The sequence below is a fragment of the Brevundimonas sp. TWP3-1-2b1 genome, from assembly GCF_049896165.1.
In the GTDB taxonomy this organism is placed as follows: Bacteria; Pseudomonadota; Alphaproteobacteria; order Caulobacterales; family Caulobacteraceae; genus Brevundimonas; species Brevundimonas subvibrioides_B.
On record NZ_JAFCTT010000002.1, the window covers coordinates 267,006 to 288,073 of the forward strand.

A 21,068-nucleotide genomic window follows, 5' to 3' on the forward strand; every position below is an offset into this window, starting at 1 on the left:
CGCCTGTAAAAGGCGTCTTCATCAATGGGCGACGGCTGTGACGACCCGCGCGTTGCGTCGTCGCCCGATTCCCCCTAGTCGGCGAAGATCGGGGATTTCTCTTGCCGCAATTGTTCCGCCTCCTCTGCGTCTGCCTCGGCGTGGCCATCGTGGTCGCGCTGCAGGCGCATGGCGTGATCGACACCCGGCATCGCATTGAACACGGCCTTCAGTTCCCCGCGGTATCCTATCCCGAGGCCGCCACGATCGACCACGATCACGAGCATGATCAGACCGAGCCTGCGCCCACTGACGACGCCTCGGCGTTCGACGTCGCCGACAGGCCCGGCGGGGATGGTCCGATCAACCATCACCATCATGGTGGTGGTGATGTGCATGTCGCCCTGGCGACCCCGGCCCACCAGCCAGAGGCCGTCATCATGGCGTCCGCCCGTCTGGGTCCGGCGTCAGGCCTGAGGCCGCCCGGAATCCGCGGTGACGGTCCTTCTCACCCTCCAAAACAGCAGCGCCTGATCACCTGATCCTGCGCGACCGCCCGGTCGCGCGCGCCCTGTTTTTGGAGACGACCCTTGAGACATCCCATGTCCGGCCCTGCCGGATCGTGGACGCGAGTGGCGGCCGTTTCGGCCCTCGTGCTCACCCTTGCGGCGGCCTTGCCGCCCACCGAGGCTTTCGCACAAGCGACGCCTGACTCCCTTGCCGATGTGTCTGCGCGGTCGCTTGCTCTTGAAGAGGCGCTCCGTCGCGCCGCCGCCGCCGATCCCGCCAGGGCCGGTCTTGAGGCCCGCTCCCGCGCGGCGGAGGCCGGCGTCCGTCAGGCGGATGTTCGCCCCAACCCGACGCTCGGCTTGATGGTCGAGAACCTGCCGACCCTCGGCGGCGGCGACATCCTCGGCCGCACCGAGACGACGTTGAGCTACGAACAGCAGATCGAGCGAGGCGGGGACCGACCGGCCCGGGTCGATCTGGCGCGGAGCGAAGGCGCGTTGGTCCTCGCCACTGCCCGCGTCCGTCAACTCGACCGGCTCGAAACCGTGCAACGCGCCTGGACCGAGGTGCTGACGGCCGAGGCCCAGCTGGAAATCGCCCGTGAACGGCTGGCCCTCGCGGAACGGCTCCAGGTCGAGGTGCAGCGCCGGGTCGACGCCGCCCGTGATCCGCTGTTCGCGGGCGCCCGGGCGGAGGCCGAACTGGCGCAGGCGCAGATCGATTTCGACCAGGCCGAGATCTCGGTCCGGATCGCCCGGATCAGTCTGGCCAAGTTCTGGGACGGCGCCGGCGACTTCGAGGTCGGCCCGGCCGCTTTCGAAGACACCAGTGCGTCTCGGGTGGCGGCCGGCGAAGCCGCGCAGGCCGACTTCGATGTCTTCCTGGCCCAGCGCGGGATCGCCGACGCCCGTGTTCGGGTCGAGCAAGCCCGGGCCATTCCGGATCCGACCGTGAGCATGGGCGTGAGGCACATCTGGGACAATGATCTGTCCCTGGTGTTCGGCGGGTCCATTCCGCTGCAGCGCTATGACCGGAACCAGGGCGCCATCGACCGCGCCCGCGCCGAGGGCACGGCCTACCAGGCCGATCTCGAGGCCTTCCGGATCGACCGCGAACGCGAGATCGCCCGCCTGCAGGTGCAACTCCTGGCCCGGGCCAATGAGGCGCGCCGCATCGCCGAGGAAATCCTGCCACAGGCCGAACGCGCGGTGTCGCTCGTCCAGGAAGGCTTCGCCCGGGGCGGCTTCACCTACAACGACGTCATGGCCGCACATGCGGCCCTGCTCGAAACCCGGGCGCGCCGAGTGGCTGTGCTCGAACAATTCCACACCGACCGCGCCCGCCTTGACCGGCTGACAGGCGCACACGCCGGCCTGCTCGGCCTGGAGATCCAGCCATGACCCCTCCTCTTATTTCGCGGCGCCTGATCGCCGTGTCCCTGATGGTGCTCGCCGCCGGCGTCTCGGCCTGCGGCCAGGGCGCACCCGCCGGGAAGGCCGAAGGCGAGACCGCCGCGGCCGACTATGAGCGCGGTCCTCACCGGGGGCGGATGCTGCGCGACGGCGACTTCGCCCTGGAGATCACCATCTTCGAGGAGGGGCCGGAGCCCCTGTTCCGGCTCTATCCCTATCTGAAGGACAGGCCGCTGGATCCGCGTCAGGTCCAGGCGACCATCGCCCTGACCCGGCTCGGGCCGAAGGTGGACCGCTTCACCTTCACCGCGACCGATGACTATCTCGCCAGCCCCGGCGTGGTCTCCGAACCGCACTCCTTCGACGTGGCGGTCGCGGCGACGCAGAACGGCAAGCGCTCGACCTGGGCCTACCCGTCCCATGAGGGCCGCACCGTCATCTCAGCCGACGCGGCCCGCGCCGGGGGTGTGACGACCCAGCGCGCCGGATCTGCGGTCCTGGGCGAGTCCCTGCCGCTCAGCGGACGGGTGGAAATCACGCCCGAGGGCCAGAGCGACGTCTTCGCCCGCTATCCGGGTCGGGTCATGGCGATGAACGTCGAGCTGGGCCAGCGGGTCTCGCGCGGTCAGGTTCTGGCGCGCGTCGAGTCGAGCGAAAGCCTCCAGACCTATTCCGTTACCGCGCCCATCTCGGGCGTCATCATGGCCAAGAACGTCAACGCCGGGGCCATCACGGGCGCGGGCGGCGAGCCGATGCTGGTCATTGGCGATCCGTCGCGTCTGCACGCCGAGTTTGCTCTCTATCCGCGCGACGCCGAGCGTGTGCGCACCGGCCAGCGCGTCGAGGTCACCAGCCTGGCGGGCGATCACCGCTTCAATGGCGTCATCGAAACCATCCTGCCCGGCTCGGATCCGATGAGCCAGACGCTCATCGCCCATGTCGATCTGGCGTATCAGGGCGGCGTCTGGCGGCCCGGGCTTGGAGTGCAGGGCACGGTTCAGGTCGGCGAGGGCGCAGTGCCCCTGGCGGTCCAGACCAGGGCGCTCCAGCCGTTCCGTGACTTCACCGTCGTCTACGCCAAGGTCCGCGACACCTACGAGGTGCGGATGCTCGATCTGGGCCGAAGGACCGACGAGTGGACCGAGGTTCTGGGCGGGCTCGAACCTGGCGCCGAATACGTCGTCGACGGCGCCTTCCTCATTCGCGCGGACATCGAGAAGTCCGGCGCGAGCCATGACCACTAGAGGGGGGGGGACCATGCTTGAACGCATCATCGCCCTGTCGATCCGGTTTCGATGGGGGGTCATGGGGCTCGTCCTCGTGGCCTGCGCGGTCGGTGTCTGGAGTTTCCAGCGCCTGCCGATCGACGCCACCCCGGACATCACCAACGTCCAGATCCAGATCAACACCGAGGCCCCCGGCTATTCGCCGCTGGAGGCTGAACAGCGCATCACCTTCCCGGTCGAGACGGCCGTGGCGGGCGTGCCCGGCCTGCAATACACCCGCTCGGTCTCCCGCTACGGCCTGAGCCAGGTCACCGTCATCTTCGACGACGGCACCGACATCTATTTCGCGCGCCAGCTGGTGAACGAGCGCCTGCAAAGCGCCCTCGGCCAGCTTCCTCCCGGCGTGACGCCGGAACTCGGCCCCATCGCCACGGGCCTGGGCGAGATCTTCATGTATACGGTCGAGGCCGAGCCGGGGGCGCGTCGCCCCGACGGCCAGCCGTATACGACCGAGGACCTGCGCACGCTTCAGGACTGGGTCATCCGGCCCCAGCTTCGCAACACGCTCGGCGTCACCGAGGTCAACACCGTCGGCGGCTACGAGCGCCAGTATCACGTCACGCCCGATCCCCAGCGGCTCGCGGCCTACGGCGTGACGATGGCCGAGGTGGTCAAGGCGCTCGACAACAACAACGCCAACGTCGGCGCAGGCTATGTCGAACGATTCGGCGAACAGTATCTGATCCGCGTGCCGGGGCAGGCCTCGACGACCGAAGACCTCGGCAACATCGTCATCGCCACTCGGGGCGGCGTGCCGATCCGCGTTCTGGACGTCGCCGACATCGGCATGGGCCAGGAACTGCGCACCGGAGCCGCGACCGAGAACGGCAAGGAGACCGTGCTCGCCACCGTCCTGATGCTGGCCGGCGAGAACAGCCGCATCGTCGCCCAGGCCGCCGCCGCCAGCCTTGAGGAAGCCGCCAAGGCCCTGCCCGCCGGTGTCGTCGCAACGCCGGTCTACGACCGAACCGAACTGGTCGAACGCGCGATCCACACCGTCGAGAAGAACCTTGTCGAAGGCGCCCTGCTGGTCATCGTCGTGCTGTTCCTGCTGCTCGGCAATATCCGTGCGGCCCTGATCACGGCGGCGGTCATTCCGATCACCATGCTGATGACCATCACCGGCATGGTGCGGACTGGAACTTCGGGCAATCTGATGAGCCTCGGTGCGCTCGACTTCGGCCTGATCGTCGATGGGGCCGTTATCATCGTCGAGAACTGCCTGCGCCGTTACGGCGAGGCCCAGCATCGGCTGGGTCGCATCCTGACCCGCGACGAACGCTTCGACCTCGCGGCGACCGCCTCCAGCGAGGTGATCCGCCCGTCGCTGTTCGGGGTGATGATCATCACGCTTGTCTATGTGCCCATATTCGCCCTGACCGGGGTCGAGGGGAAGACCTTCCACCCCATGGCCATCACCGTGGTCATCGCCCTCACGGCGGCGCTCCTGCTGTCCCTGACCTTCGTGCCAGCGGCCGTCGCCATGTTCGTCACGGGCAAGGTGGAGGAGAAGGATAGCTTACTGATGCGCTGGGCGCGGGTCGGCTACCAGCCGGCACTCGACTTCGCGCTGAAGGCCCGCACCCTGATGATCGGTATCGCTGTGGTCCTGGTGCTGATCGCCGGGTTCGGGGCGTCGCGCATGGGTTCGGAGTTCGTGCCGAATCTGGACGAAGGCGACATTGCCATGCACGCCCTTCGCATCCCCGGCACAAGCCTGACCCAGGCCGTGCAGATGCAGACGGCCCTGGAGGCGCGCATCGCCCGCTTCCCGGAAGTCGAGAGGGTCGTGGCCAAGATCGGTACTGCCGAGGTCGCCACCGATCCGGTGCCGCCGTCGGTCGCCGACACCTTCATCATGCTGAAGGACAGGAAGGACTGGCCGAACCCTCGCAAGGCTCGCGGCGATCTGGTCGCCGAGATGGAAGCGGCCGTGAACGAGATCCCCGGCAGCAAGTATGAGTTCACCCAGCCGATCCAGATGCGGTTCAACGAACTGCTGAGCGGGGTCCGGGCCGATGTCGCCATCAAGGTCTATGGCGACGACCTCGACGAACTCCTGCGGCTAGGGGGCGAGATCGAGACCATCGTGGCCTCGGTCGAAGGCGCCGCCGATCCCCAGACCGAACAGATCACCGGCCTGCCGGTGCTTCAGATCACGCCCAATCGGCCCGCCATGGCGCGTCTGGGGCTGAGCATCAGCGACGTCCAGTCGGTGATCTCGACCTCGATGGGCGGCACCACCGCCGGGCAGATCTTCGAGGGCGACCGCCGGTTCGACGTCGTCGTCCGTCTGCCTGAGCGTCTTCGCGCCGACACCAACGCCATCGGTCGTCTCCAGATCCCGCTCCCAGCGGGCGAGGGTCAGCCGCGTCAGTTCGTGCCCTTGAATGAGGTCGCAACCATCGAACTCACCTCGGGACCGAACCAGATCAGTCGCGAGAACGGCAAACGCCGCATCGTGACCACGGCAAACGTCCGCGACCGCGACCTGGGGTCGTTCGTCGGGGAGGTCCAGGATCGGGTCGAGGCTGAGGTCACGGTTCCCGCCGGCTATTGGGTCACCTACGGCGGCACATTCGAGCAGCTGATCTCGGCCGCCAGGCGGCTCCAGCTCGTCGTGCCTGCGGTCCTGCTGCTGATCTTCGGCCTGCTGTTCGCTCTGTTCCGGTCGGTGAAGGACTCGGCCATCGTCTTCTCCGGCGTGCCTCTGGCCCTGACCGGGGGCGTGGCGGCCCTGATGATGCGCGGCCTGCCGCTGTCGATCTCGGCGGGCGTCGGCTTCATCGCCCTGTCCGGGGTCGCGGTGCTCAACGGCGTCGTGATGGTCACCTTCATCCGCAGCCTGATCGTCGAGGGCAAGCCGCTCGACGAGGCCATCCGCGAGGGGGCGTTGACCCGCCTTCGGCCGGTCTTGATGACGGCGCTCGTCGCCAGCCTCGGCTTCGTGCCCATGGCCCTGAACGTCGGGGCCGGGGCCGAGGTCCAGCGCCCGCTGGCCACGGTCGTCATCGGCGGGATCCTCTCCTCGACGATCCTCACCCTGCTGATTCTTCCGGCCCTCTACAGCCTCGTCCACGGCCGCCCGCCTCGTCCAGAGAGGGCGCCACGCCGCGGGTTTCCCCGCCTTCCCTTCAACCGGAGGAGCCAATGACAGCCGTGAGGCCTCGCTGGACGGTTTGGCTGAGGCAATGGACCCAAGACCGTCCGGCAGACCGACAGGCGGGTTCGCTACCCCTCGAAAGGAGCCGAGGGGAAGCGAACATATTTATGTTTTAGATCAGGAATTTAGAGGCAACGCCGGAGCTAGCGTCGAAAGGCTCCTGAAGCCCTGAATCATTCCCACTCGATCGTGCCGGGGGGCTTGGAGGTCACGTCGTAGACCACGCGGTTCACACCCCGGACTTCGTTGACGATCCGCGTCGCGCACTTGCCCAGAACGTCCCAAGGGAATTCGAAGAAGTCGGCGGTCATGCCGTCGGTGGACGAGACCGCGCGCAGGGCCAGGACTTTTTCGTAGGTGCGGGCGTCGCCCATGACGCCGACGGTCTTGACCGGCAGGAGCACAGCGAAGGCCTGCCAGATCTCGTCGTAGAGGCCGGCCTTGCGGATCTCGTCCAGATAGATGGCGTCGGCCTGTTGCAGGGTCGCGACGGCCTCGGGCGTGATCTCGCCGGGAATGCGGATGGCCAGGCCCGGTCCCGGGAACGGGTGACGGCCGACGAAGGCGTCGGTCAGGCCGAGCTCGCGGCCAAGGGCGCGAACCTCGTCCTTGAACAGTTCGCGCAGGGGCTCGACCAGCTTCAGCTTCATATAGTCGGGCAGGCCGCCGACATTGTGGTGGCTCTTGATCACGTGGGCCTTGCCGCTCGACGACGAGACGCTCTCGATCACGTCGGGATAGAGGGTGCCCTGGGCGAGGAATTCGGCGCCCTCGATCTTGCCGGCCTCGCGGTCGAAGATCTCGATGAAGACCCGGCCGATGATCTTGCGCTTGGTCTCGGGGTCCGAGACGCCGGCCAGCTCGCCGAGGAATTCCTTCGACGCATCAACGTGGATCAGGGGAATGTTGTAATGTTCTCTGAACAGGGTCGTGACCTGGACCGCCTCGTCTTTCCGCAGCAGGCCGGTGTCGACGAAGACGCAGGTCAGCTGGTCGCCGATGGCCTCGTGGATCAGGACGGCTGCGACGGAGCTGTCGACCCCGCCCGACAGGCCGCAGACGACCTTGGCCGAGCCGACCTGTTCGCGGATCTGAGTGATCTTCTCGTCGCGATAGGCGGCCATTGTCCAGTCGCCCTTCAGCCCGGCAATGCCATGGGTGAAGTTCTTCAGCATGGTCGCGCCGCGCGGCGTGTGCATGACCTCGGGGTGGAACTGGACGCCGTAGAAGCGACGGGTCTCGTCGGCGATCACGGCATAGGGCGAACCGGGCGAGGTGGCGACGACGTCGAAGCCAGCCGGGATGGCGACGATCTTGTCGCCGTGGCTCATCCAGACGGTCTCGTCCTCACCCACGGGGGCGAGGCCGGCCAGCAGGGGCGAGGATTTGGCAACCGTGATCCCGGCGCGGCCGAACTCGCGGTGATGGCCGCCCTCGACCTTGCCGCCCAGCTGCTCGCACATGGTCATCTCGCCGTAGCAGATGCCCAGCACGGGCACGCCGGCCTCGAACACGGCCTGGGGCGCGCGCGGGCTGCCCTCCTCGTGGACGCTCTCGGGACCACCGGACAGGATGATGGCCGCCGGGCTCATGGCGGCCAGGGCGGCCTCCGCCTTGGCGTAGGGATGGATCTCGCAATAGACGCTGGCCTCGCGCAGGCGGCGCGCGATCAGCTGCGTCACCTGGCTGCCGAAATCGACGATCAGGACTTTCTGGTGATCGGCGGCGGCAGTCATGGCGTCTCCTCGGGAAGGGGGGCGGTCAGGCGTTCGAATTCGGCCTTCAGCAGGTCCAGCGCCTCGGCCAGCCCTTCGTCGATCACCGCCAGGGTATCGGTCCAGTCGGACAGGCCGGTCAGGTCGGCCTTGCCGTCCGAAATGCCGCGCAGGCCCATGACCGGCACGTCGAACTTCGCAGCGGCGCGGACGACGGCATAGGTCTCCATGTCGACCATGTCGGCATCAATGTCGTCATAAGCCTCGCCGGTGACGACGCTGCCGCCGGTCGCGAGGCGGGCATAGGGCTGACCCGCCGGTCCGCTGGCCAGGGTCAGGACGGCGGGCTCGTCGAGGAAGGGGGTGACGCCCTTGGGGAAGCCGATCGCCGAGGCGTCCATATCGCGATAGGCGACCTCATCCACCCAGTAGACGCGGCCGTGTTGCAGCGTCTGTGACCCCGCCGAACCGAGGGAGAGGATCAGGTCAGGCAACCGCCCTTCCCGCTCCAGCATCGCCAGGGCGATCGTGGTCTCGACCGCCGCCTCGACCGGTCCGACGCCGGTGATCAGGGGCCGAATCCGCGCCTTCAACGCCGGGCCGTACTCGGCTTGGGCCGCCATGACGCACAGGGCTGTCAGCGGGCCGAAAGCCGTCAGATCCCAGGGCGTGGTCGCCTCAGCGGTCAACCAGCGACCCTCGCCTCGAGCCACAGGGTGCGTTCAACGGTCTTGCGCAGGACGCACTGGGCCATGTTCACGCGGGCGATAGAACCCTCGCCCGCTTCGGCGGCGCAGTCGCTGTCGCGCGTGGACAGCCAGGCCCGCTGCGAGCGGCGGAAGCCGGCGGCGGCCGTCGTGCTCGATTGCGCCATCAGCGTCCGGTAGACGCGGTTCAGATCGGCGTCGCGACCGACCAGTTCGTCGGTGTTGCACTTGACCATCTCGACCGTGGTCTCGGCGACGTTGAGGCAGCGGTCGTAGCGGGCCGACAGCCGGGCATCGATCGCGTCATCGCTTTGGGCGAAGGCGGGCGCGGCGCACAGGCCAACGACGGCGAGACCGAGCAGCAAGGGCGATTTCAGCATCAGGCGGTCCGTTCGTAGATCGCGGCGAAGAAGCCGTCGGTGTCGGCCGTGGCCGGGGAAAGACGCAGGCGATGTCCGCCACCTGCCAATTCAGCCAGCTTGTTGCGGCCGGCGTCGGTGAAGCCAGACGACGACAGGCCTTCGGTGATCGCGACCGGCGCGAACGACGGATGATCCTCTTCGAAGTGGTCCAGCGTCGCCTCGTTCTCGACCCTGAGCATGGAGCAGGTGACATAGACCAGCCGTCCGCCCGGTTTCACCAGCTTGGCCGCCCGGGCCAGGATGGCCATCTGCAGCGAATGCATCCGGTCGACCTCCTCGGGCTTCAGACGCCAGGCGTCCTCGGGCCGACGCCGCCAGGTGCCGGAGCCGGTGCAGGGCGCATCGACAAAGACGACGTCGGCGATGCCGACGATGTCCTCGACCCCGCCGCCGTTCGGGCCGAGGTGGATCAGTTCCGCCTCCACGCCGGCGCGCGCCAGCCGGGGCCGGATGTTGTCGAGCCGCTTCTGCACCACGTCGCAGGCGATCAGCCGGCCCTCGGCCCTGGCGATGGTCGCAGGTTTGGGCTTCGCTTTGGGCGCATCGACCCAGCCGGTCGGGGTCCAGATGCGTTCAGGCTCGGGAGGCGCGGCCTCGACGCGCGAGGCGCCGACGGCCAGCCCCTGCATCGCCAGGCCCAGGGTCTTGCCCCCGCCCCCGGCGCAATAATCGACGATGGTCATGCCGGGCTCGACGCCAGCCAGCCAGCAGGTGATCTGGCTGCCCTCGTCCTGGATCTCGATCCGGCCCTGTTTGAAGGCCTCCAGCGCCTGGACGTTGGGCGGCGGCTCGGCCGAGAGGCGCAGGCCCCAGGCCGACCAGGGCGTGCGTTCCGGCGCCAGGCCCGCCTCGCGCAGCTCGGCGATGACCTCGTCGACCGTGGCCTTGGCGCCGTTGACGCGCAGGTCGATCGGGGCGCGTGGCACCATCAGACCGGCGGCCTCCTCGGCCCAGCGGTCGCCGAAGGTGTTCTTGAAGTCCTCGACCACAAACTCGGGCAGGCCGGCGAGCGCCCAGGCGGGCGCCCCGTCGTCGGTCAGGCTGATGCGGCTGCGTTCCTGTTTCGACAGCGGCTTGGGCCCGTAGCCGTCGCCAGCGTGCAGGGCCTCGATCTCCTCGACCGACAGACCGTCGATCAGGCTCAGCGCCCCGATGACCAGGGCGCGCCCGTCCTCGCGCCCGCCCATGGCCCAGACCAGACGGCCGCGCGCGCGCGTGACCTTGTAGACCTGGTCGGCGATGGCCCGACGGTCCTTGGAGCCGGCGTAGCGGTTCTCGGTCCCCCAGGTCTTCAGGACGGCCTCGGCCGGGGCCTTGCCCGCACTGATGCGGTCGATGATGGCGGCGGCGGCGGCGAGGCGAGCGGCTGGGGTCACTTAAACTTTCAGATGAACAGGGCGGCGACGATCATCAGAAGACCGGCGAGCGATGCGAGGAAGGCCAGGCTGCGAACGCCCGTCACGCCGAAGGCGTACAACGGGACATAGACGACGCGGGCCCAGAAATAGAGCGTAGCGCCCCAGTACGTCAGAAATCCGTCCTCGCCCGCGACATGGGCGATCAGGACGGCGCCGAGGAACAGAGGCAGGGTTTCGTACAGATTGGCCTGGGCCCGCTCCAGCCGGCCGGTGATGACGTTGGACGGTGGAACGTCCGCGTCGCGCGGCCCGGCGTTCCACTTCGGCCCGTGCTGCAGCGTCCGGCCGGTGGCGGGCAGAAAGATCTGCACCACAGCCAGCAGGATGGTCAGGGCCGCATAGGTCAGCTCGGAAGTCATGTTGAACATCGGCTACCCCTGCCGATAGTTCGGCGCCTCACGCGTGATCATCACGTCATGGACATGGCTTTCCCGCAGGCCCGCGCCGGTGATGCGCACGAACCGCGCCCTCTCCTGGAAGTCCGCTATGGTGGCCGCGCCCACATAGCCCATGGCGGCGCGCAGCCCCCCGACCATCTGGTGCAGAACCGGCGCGATCGGACCCTTGTAGGGAGTCTGGCCCTCGATGCCCTCGGGCACCAGCTTCTGGGTGTCCTCGACTTCCTTCTGGAAGTAGCGGTCGGCCGAGCCGGCGCCCATGGCGCCCACCGAGCCCATGCCGCGGTACGACTTGTAGCTGCGGCCCTGGTACAGGAAGACCTCGCCCGGGCTCTCGTCGGTGCCCGCGAACATCGAGCCCATCATGGCGACAGAGGCGCCGGCCGCGATGGCCTTGGCCAGGTCGCCCGAGTATTTGATCCCGCCGTCGGCGATGACCGGTGCGCCGGAGTCCTTCGCCGCCCGGACTGCGTCGATGATGGCCGTCAGCTGAGGCACGCCGACACCGGCGACGATGCGGGTGGTGCAGATGCTGCCCGGACCGATGCCGACCTTGACCGCATCGGCGCCCGCGTCGATCAACGCGCGGGCCGCATCGTAGGTGGCGATGTTGCCGGCGATGATCTGCAACCGGTTGTTCTCGCGCTTGATGCGCTCGACAACCCGCGCCACCTGGGCCGAGTGTCCGTGGGCGGTGTCGATGACCACCACGTCGCAACCCGCATCGGCCAGGGCCATGGCCCGTTCATAGCCTGCGTCCCCGACGGTCGAGGCCGCGCCGACCAGCAGACGACCCTGTTCGTCCTTGGCCGCGTGCGGGTGGGCCTGGGCCTTCTCGATGTCCTTCATCGTGATCAGGCCAGTGGCGCGATAGTCCTCGTCGACGACGATGACCCGCTCGATCTTGCGGTCGCGCAGCAGTTGCCGCGCCTCTTCCTTGCTGGCGCCCTCGCGCACGGTGACCAGGTCGCCCGTGGTCATGAGCTGGGCGGCGGTACGGGCCGGATCGGTGTCGAACCGCATGTCGCGGTTGGTCAGGATTCCGACCAGTTTTCCGGTCGCATCCACGACCGGGAAGCCGCTGATCTTGCGGGCCGCCACGATCTGGCGAACCTCGCCCAGCGTCGTCTCGGGGCGGATCGTCACCGGGTTGATGACCATCCCGCTCTCGAACCGCTTCACCTCGCGGACCTGATCGGCCTGCTGCTGCACGGTCATGTTACGGTGGAGGATGCCCAGACCGCCGGCCTGGGCCATGGCGATGGCCAGCCGGCTTTCGGTGACCGTGTCCATGGCGGACGAGGTCAGCGGGATGTTCAGCCTGATGTCGCGGGTGAGCCGGGTCGAGACGTCCGCGTCGGCGGGCATGATCTCTGACGGACCGGGTTCAAGCAAAACATCGTCGAAGGTGAGCCCTTCGCGAATCTCCATGGGAGTCTCCGTTTTGCGGGCCGCGTATCCTCTCTCGCGGGTGCGAAGTCAACCATGACGACCGGCATCCGGGTGAACGGGCCGTCCGTAAGTTTTTTCAGCCGCACTTGAAACTTTCAGCCCAAGCTAACATTCTCTCCCGCAGATGGTCGTCAATCTCGCCAGATCCGTGCGGAGCCTCGCGCTCAAGATCGCCTCCTACGGTGTGATGCACCTCGTCGTCGCCATGCTGGTGGCCTTCGCCATCACCCGGGACTGGCGCATGGCCCTGGCCATCGGCGTGGTCGAACCCTTCTTCCAGACCATCGCCTATTCCTTCCACGACCGGATCTGGCACCGGATCGAGCGCCGTCGCATGGGCAGTTCGATCGAGGAGACGGCCGAGGCCTTCACTGCCCGCCTCGACGTCATGAACGCCGAGGAGCAGGCCCGCTCCCACGGCCATCACGGCCACAGCCACGCCCTGCCCTCGTTCAGGAAGATCGCGGTCAAGACCGTGACCTATGGCGTGATGCATTTCGTGGTCGCGGTGACGGTGGCCTTCGCCATCACCCAGAACTGGCGCATCGCCCTGACGGTCGGGGTTATCGAGCCCCTGGTGCAGATGGTCTTCTTCGCCGTCCACGACCGCATCTGGGCGGTCCGCGAAGCCCGCCGGGCGCTCCAGGCCGCCTGATCGCCGACGACCGGTTCAGCCGAGCCGCACTCACCCCACATACCCGTCCAGTGAACGCCGCCTCCGAGGCCGTGGAGATGGCCGCCGCGCGCTAGGCACCAACGAAGACCAATCGTCCATCCGGCTCAACTAGAGCGATTTCTATACCGGCCTTGCGGCAGCGAGGGGCCAATCGTTCGGCCAAGGTCAATGCTTGCACGGTAAAAGGTCTCACAGCGAGCTGGCGCGCGCCGTTGTCTTCCAGCACCATCAGTTGCCCAACAAGCTCCGACAATCCGCTTCGCGTTTTGGAGAGAACTCCCCCGTGTTTGCTGTTTATGACTCCGCCTTTGCACTCGGCGATCATCAACTGCCCGCCGACTACTGCGGATACATCACCCAACCCGGACTTGGGATTCACGACCACCCTGTCCTCACCACGACCGTAGAGACCGCCGTAAAGAGTGGACCCGATCCCATTTAGCCGAGAAAATCCGTGCCCGCTCAAACAGTCGATGATGTTGAATTGCTTCGCGTGCTCGCCGTCGGGATGCATCGAAACGGCCCCAATCTCGCCGAGCCGACGTTGCTCAGCCATGAAGTGCATGGCTACGGCGATCATGACAGCCGCCTCGGTCATCCTTCGCTCGACACCACCTTCAGCTTTCGCTGAACGCTTCTCCGTCGTGTGAAAGTCCGTGACGTACATCGATCCCTATTTCTTGTGCAACGCCACAAGATAGACCTCCGACGAGCCCTTCCGGCTGGCGGCGGGCTTGACGTACTTCACGTCCTGGAAGTTGGCGCGCAGGTCGGCCAGAACGTGGCCGGCGTCCCCGCCCTGGAAGTTCTTGGTCACGAAAGACCCGCCGGGCCTCAGTGTCCGGATGGCGAATTCCGACGCGATCTCGATCAGGGCGATGATCTTCAGGTGGTCCGTCTGGCGATGCCCGACCGTGTTGTGCGCCATGTCCGACAGCACCAGATCGGGCGGGCCGCCCAGGGCCTCGATCAGCTGCTGGTCGACGCCGGGTTCGGTGAAATCGGCCTGGATCAGGATCGATCCGGGGATCGGCTCGATCGGCAGCAGATCGACGCCGACCACCGACGTCGCGCCCCGGTTGACGCAGACCTGGATCCAGCCGCCCGGCGCCGCGCCCAGATCGATGACCCGGGAGCCCTTCTTGACCAGACGGAAGCGGTCGTCGATCTCGCTGAACTTGAACGCCGCCCGGCTGCGCCAGCCTTCGGCGCGCGCCTTTTCGGACCAGGGATCGGCCAGCTGACGCTTGATCCACTCGATGGACGAGATCGACTTCTTCTCGGCGGTCTTGATCTTGCCGCCCATGCCGCGGCCGGCGGCCGTACCGCCGGTGGGCGGACGGACCATGCGGCGGCGCGCAGGCTCGACAGGCGGAGATGTGGGCTTTTCGTCGTCACTCATCGCTCCCACATAGCGCCCACGGCCCTCAGCGGCTATGACCCCCGCCAATCATCCGAAAATGGAGCGCCCCATGGCCGACCAGACCCTGACCCTGACCCTCGACACCGGTGACGTCGTCATCAAGCTGCGCCCCGACCTGGCGCCCGGCCACGTGGCCCGCATCACCGAGCTGGCGAGCGAAGGCTTCTACGACGGCGTCGTCTTCCACCGCGTGATCCCGGGCTTCATGGCCCAGGGCGGCGACCCGACCGGCACCGGCACCTCGGGCTCCAAGAAGCCCAACCTGAAAGCCGAGTTCTCGAAAGAGCCGCACGTGCGCGGCGTTTGCTCGATGGCACGCACCAATCAGCCGGACACCGCCAACAGCCAGTTCTTCATCGTCTTCGACGACGCCGGCTTCCTGGACGGCCAGTACACGGTCTGGGGTCAGGTCATCGAGGGCATGGAACACGTCGACGCCCTGCCCAAGGGTGAGCCGCCCCGCGCGCCCGGCAAGATCGTCAAGGCGACGGTCAACTAAGGACTTGTTCGGCTCCTCCCCTTTCGCCGCTTGGCGAATGGGGAGGGGGACCGCGAAACGGTGGAGGGGTTCTTGCGGCACGCAGAACCCCTCCGTCCGCTCGCAAGCGCTCGCTGCCACCTCCCCATCGCTACGCGACAGGGGGAGACCACAATCCGTCAGTCGCCGCCGTACCAATGCAGCTTCACGCCCGAGAAGCTCTGGTCGCCAATCCGGAGCGTCGCCGTGATCGACGGCTCTTCCGCCCCGCCCAGATTGCGGCGTGCGGTCGCGAGCGTCCCGGCGTTCAGCTGGCCGTCGAAGGTAACGCGGTCGCCAGTCGCGCTCGTCCCCGTCATGCGGATGCGGCCATCGCTAACCGAATAGCTGTCGGGCAGAACCCGCTCGGTCGTCTCGCCGGGCGCCAGGAACTCCAGCATCACCGGGGCGAAGGTCGCGGACCGCTTACCCTCCTCCCAGTCGGTGAACGCCTGCGCCTGACCGATGAACAGATGTATCAGCGCAAAATCGCCCGGCCCGACCTGGGCCTCGCCGACCTGATAGTAGCCGGACAGGTCCTCGGTCTGACTGTGGGCGAAGGCGCCGCCGCGGGCAGGCGCGGTCGCCGGTGCGGCGCCGCCCGAACCCGCCGGCTTCGACGGTGCATTGACCAGGTCGCAGCCGGCCAGCGTCAGGCCCACGGCGGTCAGCAGGACAATCGTGCGCATGGCGGCTCTCCTCACGGAAGGCGGAGCAGGACCGGCAGCCATCCCGCCGCCTGCGCCATGTCCACGCCTTCGAAGACCGGAATGGCCAGCAGGAACACCAGTCCGTCCCGGATCGTGGTCAGGAAGAAGCGCGGCTTGATGCTGAGGTCTTCCTCGTCGCGCCACTTCGAGAAGTCGGGTCCGCAGCGCGGCGTCCGGGCCATATAGGCCTTGTATGACTCGCCGAACTCCGCCGACAGCCAAGCCTCTTCCTGGGCGATGGTGAAGTGGAAGACCACGACGGCAATCAACACGAACAGCGCGGCGATCGTCATGCTGCCGGTCTGGGCCCCGACACCGAAGGCGCCGGCATAGCTGAAGACATAGAGCGGATTCCGGCTGAGCGAATACGGACCGGTGGAGACCACCTCCGCCTTCTTGCGTCCGCCGATGTAGAGCGAACACCAGGCGCGGCCGACAATGCTCAGAACGATGGCGCCGAGGCCGACCGACTCCACGGCTTCACTGATCGGACCCTCCCCCCACCAGGTGGAGGTGAACATCGCCAGAACAACGACCGCCAGCAGGCACAGGCCGATGGCCCATTTCCGGATCTTCTGGATTCGTTGAAGATCGAACGCGTCGGTACTCACCGTCGTCATAGTCGCTTCCAGCCCCCTGTTTTGTCAGCAGACGGAAACGCCGAAGCGCGAGTTCGCGCAAGAACTATCTTTGCGGCTGAAACTCTCTCGCGATCAGCGATCCAGGCCCTGATCCAGCGCCCGGAACGCCGAGACTGACAGTTCGGCCGCACTCTGGAACACTGACGGCGTGATCCGCTCGAAGTCATCGGACGGGCGGTGATAGTCGGGGTGGTAGTCGACCCCCAGGTACAGGAACGGCACCTGGGCCGCGAAGAAGGCGCCCTGATCCGAGGCCTCGACCCAGTTGTTCTCACCGATGTCCTGCGGCGTGTCCTTGCCGAAGGCCAGCGATACGGCGCCAATCGCCGGGATGTTCTCGAGGATCGGCCGGAACGTCGGGTGCTGATAGGTGCCCGTGACCCACAGTTTCCCGTCCGTTTCGGCGCGGGCGATCATGTCGAAATTCAGGTTCATCGCGATCGACTCCAACGGCACCGGCGGCGCCTGGACGAAATGTTTGGCGCCCAGCAGGCCCCGCTCCTCGCCGTCGAAGGCGACGAAGATGACGCTGTGTTCCGGAGCCGAGGCCTTCAGCCGATCGGCGATCTCCAGCATGGTCGCCACGCCCGAGGCGTTGTCGTCTGCGCCGTTGTAGATCTGGCCGCCGTTCGAGCCGACGTGGTCGTAGTGGGCGGTGATGACGATGTAGCGATCCGGAACCCGCGTCCCCTCGATCAGGCCCAGGATGTTGACGCCGTTGAAGGTTTTCGGCCCCTCGCGGGTGCGGCCCTGCGCCGCGAACGGCTGCAGCCGGCCCATCGGCGGAGCGGCGACACCCAAAGCTTCGAACCGCGACACGATATAGGCCCGCGCCCGCTCGCCGCCCGGCGCGCCCGTATCGCGCCCTTCCATGTCGTCCGCCGACAGGATGCGCACATCGGCCATCAGCTGATCGTAGGAGATCGGCGTCGCGGCGACTTCGGCAGACGTCTCGGGCGCCCGCTGCGTCTCGGTCATGCCCGCACAGCCGGACAGGATCAGGACGGCGACGGACGACAGTGCGAGGGCGCGAAGGGAACGGGACATGCGGACACTCTCTGGATGTTTCGCTTTCGGCATAGCGGCCCAGGATGGACGCGTCCGCTTAAATTCGTGTCATCCACCCTCACCGTGCGCCCCGCCGGGGTGCACGGTGAGGGTTGAAGTCTCCGCACGGATCGTCACTAAAAGCGCCATGGCCGAACCGTCCGTCGAATCCCTGACCGAAGCCGAAGCGGAGGCCGAGCTGGCCCGGCTCGCCGCCTCGATGGCGCGCCACGACGCCCTCTACGCCGAGGCCGCGCCCGAGATCTCCGACGCCGACTACGACGCCCTGCGCGCGCGCAACCTGGCCATCGAGACGCGCTTCCCGCCCCTGGTTCGCGAGGATTCTCCGTCGAGGAGGGTCGGCGCACCCGTCTCCAGCCAGTTCACCGAGGTACGGCACGGCGTGCCCATGCTGTCCCTCGACAATGCTTTCGACGACGGTGACGTCACCGATTTCGTCGCCCGCATCGCGCGCTTCCTCAAGCTGCCTTCAGATGAGGTCATCGCCTTCGTCGCCGAACCCAAGATCGACGGCCTCAGCGCCAACCTGCGCTACGAAAACGGCATTCTGGTCCAGGGCGCGACCCGCGGCGACGGTCGGGCGGGCGAGGACATCACCGCCAATCTGAAGACCATCGCCGACATTCCCCACCGTCTGAAGGGCTCCGGCTGGCCCGCCCTGATCGAGGTGCGCGGCGAGGTCTATGCCCCCAACGACGCCTTCGCCGCCTTCAACGCGGAGGCCGAGGCGGCCGGCCGTCGCACCTACGCCAACCCCCGCAACTTCTCCGCCGGATCGCTGCGCCAGATCGACCCGTCGGTGACGGCCCGGCGCCCCTTGAGCTTCTTCGCCTACGCCTGGGGCGAGACTTCGGAGCCATTCGCGGAGACCCAGGCCGAGGCGCTGGAGGCGTTCGAGACCTGGGGCTTCCCGGTCAATCCGCGCTCGACCCGCGTCGAGGGCGCCGATGGACTGGTCGGCGTCTACCACGGTCTCGAAACCGATCGCGCCCAGCTCGGCTACGACATCGACGGCGTGGTCTACAAGGTTGACCGCCTGGACTGGCAGCACCGCCTCGGCTTCGTCTCCCGCAGCCCCCGCTGGGCCATCGCGCACAAATTCCCGGCGCAACAGGCGACCACCGTGCTGGAGGGCATCGACATCCAGGTCGGCCGCACCGGCTCCCTCACCCCCGTCGCCCGCCTCGCACCCGTCACCGTCGGCGGCGTCGTGGTCCGCAACGCCACCCTGCACAACGAGGACGAGATCGCGCGCAAGGACGTGCGCATCGGCGACACCGTGGTCCTGCAACGCGCCGGCGACGTCATCCCCCAGATCGTCTCGGTGGTCGCCGACAAACGCCCCGCCGACGCCCTCCCCTACATCTTCCCGACCCACTGCCCGGTCTGCGGGTCGGAGGCCGTGCGGCCCGAGGGCGAGGTTCGCCGTCGCTGCACCGGCGGGCTGATCTGCGCCGCCCAGCTGGTCGAACGGCTCAAGCATTTTGTCTCCCGCCGCGCCTTCGACATCGAAGGTCTGGGCGAGAAACAGCTGACCGCCTTCCACGAGCGGGGCTGGATCCACGAGCCCGCGGACATCTTCCGCCTCGCCCGCGATGCGGAAAAGCTCGACGCCCTCCGCGCCGAGGACGGCTATGGGGAGACCAGCGTGAGGAACCTCGTCGCCGGCATCGACGCCCGCCGCACCATCGCGCTGGAGCGGCTGCTGTTCGGACTCGGCATCCGCGACATCGGCGACCAGACCTCCCTGCTGCTGGCCCGCCATTTCGGCGACTGGAAAAGCTTCCACGCCGCCGCGCTTGAGGCCGCCTCCGGCATCCCCTCACCCGAATGGACGCAGCTGGCCGAGGGCCATGGCGTCTCCGCCCGCACCCTGTCCGTCATGGCTTCGGCCGTTCTGTCGCCCGCCGATCCCTGGCCCGAGGCGCCGCTGGACCAGAAGCTGGCCCTCGCCTTCCCCGGCGTCGCCGCGCCTGCCCGCCGGGCTCTGTCCGAGCTGACCAGCGACTGGGCCAGCATCGTCGAACTGGCCCGCGTCGCCCGCGAGCAAGGTCCGTCGATGACCCTCGGGGACATCGCCGGGATCGCCGGCGTCGGCCCGGTCGCCGCCCGCGCCGTCGCCGAGTTCTTCCACGAGCCGCACAACCGCGAGGTCGTCTCCGCCCTGGTCGAACAGCTGACCACGATAGAGGACGCCGAACGTCCCAAGGCCGACACGCCGGTCGCCGGCAAGACCGTCGTCTTCACCGGCTCGCTCGAACGGTTCACCCGCGACGAGGCCAAGGCCCGCGCCGAAAGTCTCGGCGCCAAGGTGTCCGGATCGGTGTCGAAGAAGACCGACTATCTGGTCGCCGGACCCGGCGCGGGCTCCAAACTGGCCGAGGCGCAGAAGCACGGCGTCGCCGTTCTCACCGAGGACGAGTGGCTGGCGTTGATCGGCTGATCCTCCCCCTTTGGGGGAGGTGGCTCGAAGCGCAGCGAGAGACGGAGGGGGCTCACCGCGAACCGAGCGTCTGCGGCCAGCCCCCTCCACCGCTACGCGGTCCCCCTCCCCCGTCGGGGGAGGATCACACCTGCCTAGCGGTTCAGCGCGCTCCGGGCGGCCTCGGCATAGCGGTGACCCGAGGCGGCGTCCTTCGGGAACACGGCCTCGATCGCCTCGACATCCTCGGCTGTCAGGGTGATGTCCGCGGCCGCCGCGTTCTGTTCCAGCGTCGCGATGCGTCGCGTCCCCGGGATCGGCACGATCTCGTCTCCCTGGGCCAGCACCCAGGCCAGCGCCAGCTGGGCCGCCGTGACGCCGCGGTCGTCGGCGATGCCCTTGATAGCCTCGACGAGGTTCAGGTTCTTCTGGAAATTCTCGCCCATGAACCGGGGATTCGTGCGGCGGAAATCGCCCTGCTCCAGATCGTCGATCGACTTGATGTCGCCGGACAGGAAGCCGCGCCCCAGCGGGCTGTAGGGCACGAAGCCGATGCCGAGCTCGCGCACGGTCGCCAGGATCCCGTCCTCCGGCTCCCGGCTCCACAGCGAATACTCCGTCTGCAGCGCCGTGACCGGGTGGGTCGCATGGGCCCGGCGGATCGTTTCGGGCGCCGCCTCTGACAGGCCGAGGAAGCGGACCTTGCCCTCCGTCACCAGCTCGGCCATCGCCCCGACCGTCTCCTCGATCGGCGTGTCCGCGTCGACGCGGTGCAGATAGTAGAGATCGACGTGGTCCATCCCCAGACGGGTCAGGCTGCCTTCGATGGCGCGGCGCACATTGGCCGGCGATCCGTCGACCTTCAGCGCCGTGCGGTCGGCGTTGTAGCCGATGCCGAACTTGGTCGCGACGAAGGCCTTGTCGCGGCGATCCGCCAGCGCCTTGCCGACCTGGATCTCGTTGGTGTGGGGGCCGTACATCTCGGCCGTATCGAAGAAGGTGATCCCCAGCTCCAGCGCGCGATGGATCACCGCCGTCGCCTGTCCCTCGTCCGACGGCGCGCCATAGAAGGACGCCATCCCCATGCACCCCAGGCCGATAGCCGAAACTTCGGGACCGTTCGGTCCGAGACGACGGGTCTTCATGGGT

General features: G+C 67.7%; 19 protein-coding genes. 6 read left to right on the forward strand and 13 right to left on the reverse strand.

The window, feature by feature from the left end; translation table 11 throughout:
* Positions 1 to 74: 74 nt before the first annotated feature.
* The gene (locus ACP7AB_RS03085; protein WP_425987470.1) at positions 75 to 377 is read right to left on the reverse strand and encodes a hypothetical protein; all 303 of its coding nucleotides are present in this window, start codon (positions 375 to 377) and stop codon (positions 75 to 77) included.
* Between the two features lie 204 nt (positions 378 to 581).
* Here ACP7AB_RS03085 and ACP7AB_RS03090 point away from each other — a divergent pair, with 204 nt between their 5' ends.
* The 3 genes from ACP7AB_RS03090 to ACP7AB_RS03100 are packed head-to-tail and all read left to right on the forward strand — an operon-like array spanning position 582 to position 6,341.
* Positions 582 to 1,889 (forward strand): TolC family protein, encoded by a 1,308-nt coding sequence (locus ACP7AB_RS03090; RefSeq protein WP_425987471.1) that lies wholly within the window; start codon positions 582 to 584, stop codon positions 1,887 to 1,889.
* Positions 1,886 to 3,145, forward strand: coding sequence for an efflux RND transporter periplasmic adaptor subunit (locus ACP7AB_RS03095; RefSeq protein WP_425987472.1), 1,260 nt, complete (start codon positions 1,886 to 1,888; stop codon positions 3,143 to 3,145). Before ACP7AB_RS03090 ends, ACP7AB_RS03095 begins: the two co-directional genes overlap by 4 nt.
* Before the next feature lie 13 nt (positions 3,146 to 3,158).
* Complete coding sequence (locus ACP7AB_RS03100; RefSeq protein ID WP_425987474.1) at positions 3,159 to 6,341, forward strand: efflux RND transporter permease subunit; 3,183 nt, start codon at positions 3,159 to 3,161, stop codon at positions 6,339 to 6,341.
* Between the two features lie 182 nt (positions 6,342 to 6,523).
* On the opposite strand, the gene guaA is transcribed toward ACP7AB_RS03100, so the two are convergent.
* The 6 genes from guaA to guaB are packed head-to-tail and all read right to left on the reverse strand — an operon-like array spanning position 6,524 to position 12,441.
* A complete protein-coding gene (gene guaA, locus ACP7AB_RS03105) occupies positions 6,524 to 8,086 on the reverse strand; it encodes a glutamine-hydrolyzing GMP synthase (RefSeq protein ID WP_425987475.1) in 1,563 nt (520 codons plus the stop codon).
* Positions 8,083 to 8,754, reverse strand: coding sequence for a 5'-methylthioadenosine/S-adenosylhomocysteine nucleosidase (locus ACP7AB_RS03110; protein WP_425987477.1), 672 nt, complete (start codon positions 8,752 to 8,754; stop codon positions 8,083 to 8,085). The genes guaA and ACP7AB_RS03110 overlap by 4 nt, the downstream gene beginning before the upstream one ends.
* Complete coding sequence (locus ACP7AB_RS03115; RefSeq protein WP_425987478.1) at positions 8,751 to 9,152, reverse strand: lysozyme inhibitor LprI family protein; 402 nt, start codon at positions 9,150 to 9,152, stop codon at positions 8,751 to 8,753. Before ACP7AB_RS03115 ends, ACP7AB_RS03110 begins: the two co-directional genes overlap by 4 nt.
* On the reverse strand, positions 9,152 to 10,570 hold the full coding sequence (locus ACP7AB_RS03120) for an RsmB/NOP family class I SAM-dependent RNA methyltransferase (RefSeq protein ID WP_425987479.1): 1,419 nt from the start codon (positions 10,568 to 10,570) through the stop codon (positions 9,152 to 9,154). The genes ACP7AB_RS03115 and ACP7AB_RS03120 overlap by 1 nt, the downstream gene beginning before the upstream one ends.
* An 8-nt stretch (positions 10,571 to 10,578) precedes the next feature.
* Positions 10,579 to 10,980, reverse strand: coding sequence for an MAPEG family protein (locus ACP7AB_RS03125; protein WP_425987481.1), 402 nt, complete (start codon positions 10,978 to 10,980; stop codon positions 10,579 to 10,581).
* Positions 10,981 to 10,983: 3 nt separating this feature from the next.
* A complete protein-coding gene (gene guaB / locus ACP7AB_RS03130; RefSeq protein WP_425987482.1) occupies positions 10,984 to 12,441 on the reverse strand; it encodes an IMP dehydrogenase in 1,458 nt (485 codons plus the stop codon).
* 169 nt (positions 12,442 to 12,610) lie between these two features.
* Between guaB and ACP7AB_RS03135 the strand changes: the two genes are divergently transcribed.
* Complete coding sequence (locus tag ACP7AB_RS03135) at positions 12,611 to 13,117, forward strand: DUF2061 domain-containing protein (protein WP_425987483.1); 507 nt, start codon at positions 12,611 to 12,613, stop codon at positions 13,115 to 13,117.
* Positions 13,118 to 13,208: 91 nt separating this feature from the next.
* On the opposite strand, the gene ACP7AB_RS03140 is transcribed toward ACP7AB_RS03135, so the two are convergent.
* Together ACP7AB_RS03140 and ACP7AB_RS03145 are read right to left on the reverse strand one after the other, a co-directional pair.
* The gene (locus ACP7AB_RS03140; protein ID WP_426046088.1) at positions 13,209 to 13,805 is read right to left on the reverse strand and encodes a hypothetical protein; all 597 of its coding nucleotides are present in this window, start codon (positions 13,803 to 13,805) and stop codon (positions 13,209 to 13,211) included.
* 6 nt (positions 13,806 to 13,811) lie between these two features.
* Positions 13,812 to 14,540 (reverse strand): RlmE family RNA methyltransferase, encoded by a 729-nt coding sequence (locus tag ACP7AB_RS03145; RefSeq protein ID WP_425987486.1) that lies wholly within the window; start codon positions 14,538 to 14,540, stop codon positions 13,812 to 13,814.
* A 70-nt stretch (positions 14,541 to 14,610) separates the two neighbouring features.
* Here ACP7AB_RS03145 and ACP7AB_RS03150 point away from each other — a divergent pair, with 70 nt between their 5' ends.
* On the forward strand, positions 14,611 to 15,060 hold the full coding sequence (locus tag ACP7AB_RS03150) for a peptidylprolyl isomerase (RefSeq protein WP_425987487.1): 450 nt from the start codon (positions 14,611 to 14,613) through the stop codon (positions 15,058 to 15,060).
* A gap of 158 nt (positions 15,061 to 15,218) precedes the next feature.
* On the opposite strand, the gene ACP7AB_RS03155 is transcribed toward ACP7AB_RS03150, so the two are convergent.
* From ACP7AB_RS03155 to ACP7AB_RS03165, 3 genes are all read right to left on the reverse strand, one after another.
* Entirely contained in the window at positions 15,219 to 15,767 is a 549-nt protein-coding gene (locus tag ACP7AB_RS03155) for a hypothetical protein (RefSeq protein WP_425987488.1), read from the reverse strand.
* Positions 15,768 to 15,778: 11 nt separating this feature from the next.
* Positions 15,779 to 16,408, reverse strand: coding sequence for a methyltransferase family protein (locus ACP7AB_RS03160; RefSeq protein ID WP_425987490.1), 630 nt, complete (start codon positions 16,406 to 16,408; stop codon positions 15,779 to 15,781).
* 93 nt (positions 16,409 to 16,501) lie between these two features.
* Positions 16,502 to 17,476: a M20/M25/M40 family metallo-hydrolase gene (locus tag ACP7AB_RS03165; protein ID WP_425987492.1), complete on the reverse strand. Its 975-nt coding sequence runs from the start codon at positions 17,474 to 17,476 to the stop codon at positions 16,502 to 16,504.
* Positions 17,477 to 17,624: 148 nt separating this feature from the next.
* On the opposite strand from ACP7AB_RS03165, the gene ligA reads away from it, so the two are divergent.
* Positions 17,625 to 19,940 (forward strand): NAD-dependent DNA ligase LigA, encoded by a 2,316-nt coding sequence (ligA, locus tag ACP7AB_RS03170; RefSeq protein WP_426046089.1) that lies wholly within the window; start codon positions 17,625 to 17,627, stop codon positions 19,938 to 19,940.
* A 134-nt stretch (positions 19,941 to 20,074) separates the two neighbouring features.
* Here the strand turns inward: ligA and ACP7AB_RS03175 are convergent, their stop codons facing one another.
* A complete protein-coding gene (locus ACP7AB_RS03175; protein ID WP_425987494.1) occupies positions 20,075 to 21,064 on the reverse strand; it encodes an aldo/keto reductase in 990 nt (329 codons plus the stop codon).
* Positions 21,065 to 21,068: the final 4 nt, after the last annotated feature.